The 1,168-nt window shown below is 66.0% G+C and carries 1 protein-coding gene; it reads left to right on the top strand.

The genetic code is table 11. From position 1 onward, the window contains the following. Nucleotides 1–230: 230 nt before the first annotated feature. Nucleotides 231–1,154 carry an IS110 family transposase gene (locus tag J7357_RS21145; RefSeq protein WP_209249488.1) on the top strand — a complete coding sequence of 308 codons (924 nt, stop codon included), beginning with the start codon at nucleotides 231–233 and terminating at the stop codon, nucleotides 1,152–1,154. The last annotated feature ends 14 nt before the right edge of the window (nucleotides 1,155–1,168 follow it).

Genomic DNA, 1,168 nt, shown 5'->3' with positions numbered 1-1,168 from the left:
GCGGCTGAAGCCGCTTGTGTCAAATAAGGGTCTATCGTTGCAGGTGAGAGCGGAGTGCGGCAGGCCGTTTAGCCGCAGTGCCAGCAAGCACGAGTAGGAGTCAGCGCCGCCGCACTCCGGTTCTCCTGCCTGACAAGCCCGAACAGTTGCCCGAGTGACGAGCTCGAACTCCACAAGCATGGGCATCGGCAGGAGCGCTCTCGTCCCTGAGTCTACTGCGGAGAACGTCTATGCGACGCCATGTCGGGATCGATGTATCCAAGGCCGAACTGGTCATTCATGTCCTGCCGGACGAGCAGGCCTGGACCCAGCCCAATACGCCACAGGGGCAGCGTGCGCTGGCCCAACGTCTGGCTGGGATGGACTGCGAGCGGATCGTGCTGGAAGCCAGCGGTGGCTACGAACGTGCCGTGCTGCAAGTGTTGCGGCAGGCCGATCTGCCCGTGGTGCGGATGCCCGCCGATCGTCCGCGCAAGCTCGCCCAGGCCTTGGGCCTGCATGCCAAGACCGATGCCCTGGACGCGCGCCTGCTGGCCATCGCCGCCCAGCACATCCCGACCACCCCCACGCCCGTGGTGCCCGGGCACCAGCAGTCTCTTCGCGAACTGCTGGACCTGCGTGCCACCCTGGTGGGCCAGCGCGATGCCCATCGGCGGCGCTTGGAACACATTACCAGCGCCAAGGCGCAACACCGCTGCCGAGAGGTGATCGCCCTGCTAAACCAGCAGATCCAGACGTTGACGCAGGAGATCGAGCAGCAGGGCAAGACCTGCTCGAGCCTACCCAAGGTGCCTGGGCTCGGGACGATCCTGCGCGCGGTTCTGGCCGCGCGACTACCAGAACTAGGCACGCTGCCGCCACGCAAGCTCGCTGCCTTGGTCGGGCTGGCCCCGTTCAATCACGACAGCGGCTGCTGGAAAGGCCAACGCCGCATCAAAGGCGGACGTGCCGACGTGCGGCGCGTGCTGTACATGTCCACCTGGGCCAGCATCCGCGCCAAATCCCCCTTGGCCAACACCTACGCGCGCCTGCGCGCAGCTGGCAAGCCGGCCAAGGTCGCCATCGTCGCCTGCATGCACAAGTTCCTGCGCTGGCTCAATGCCATCGCGCGCGATCAGGCCCCGTACGCTCCTCCTGCCATCGCGGCTGCATGACAGTTGACTCCTAC

Source organism: Xanthomonas sp. D-109 (assembly GCF_017746095.1).
Lineage (GTDB): Bacteria > Pseudomonadota > Gammaproteobacteria > Xanthomonadales > Xanthomonadaceae > Xanthomonas_A > Xanthomonas_A sacchari.
This window is presented reverse-complemented; position numbering and strand designations above follow the sequence as displayed.

What these genes read in the sequence shown, in the direction of transcription:
- J7357_RS21145 (WP_209249488.1), top strand. Translation starts at nt 231, where the DNA reads ATGCGACGCCATGTCGGGATCGATGTATCCAAGGCCGAACTGGTCATT.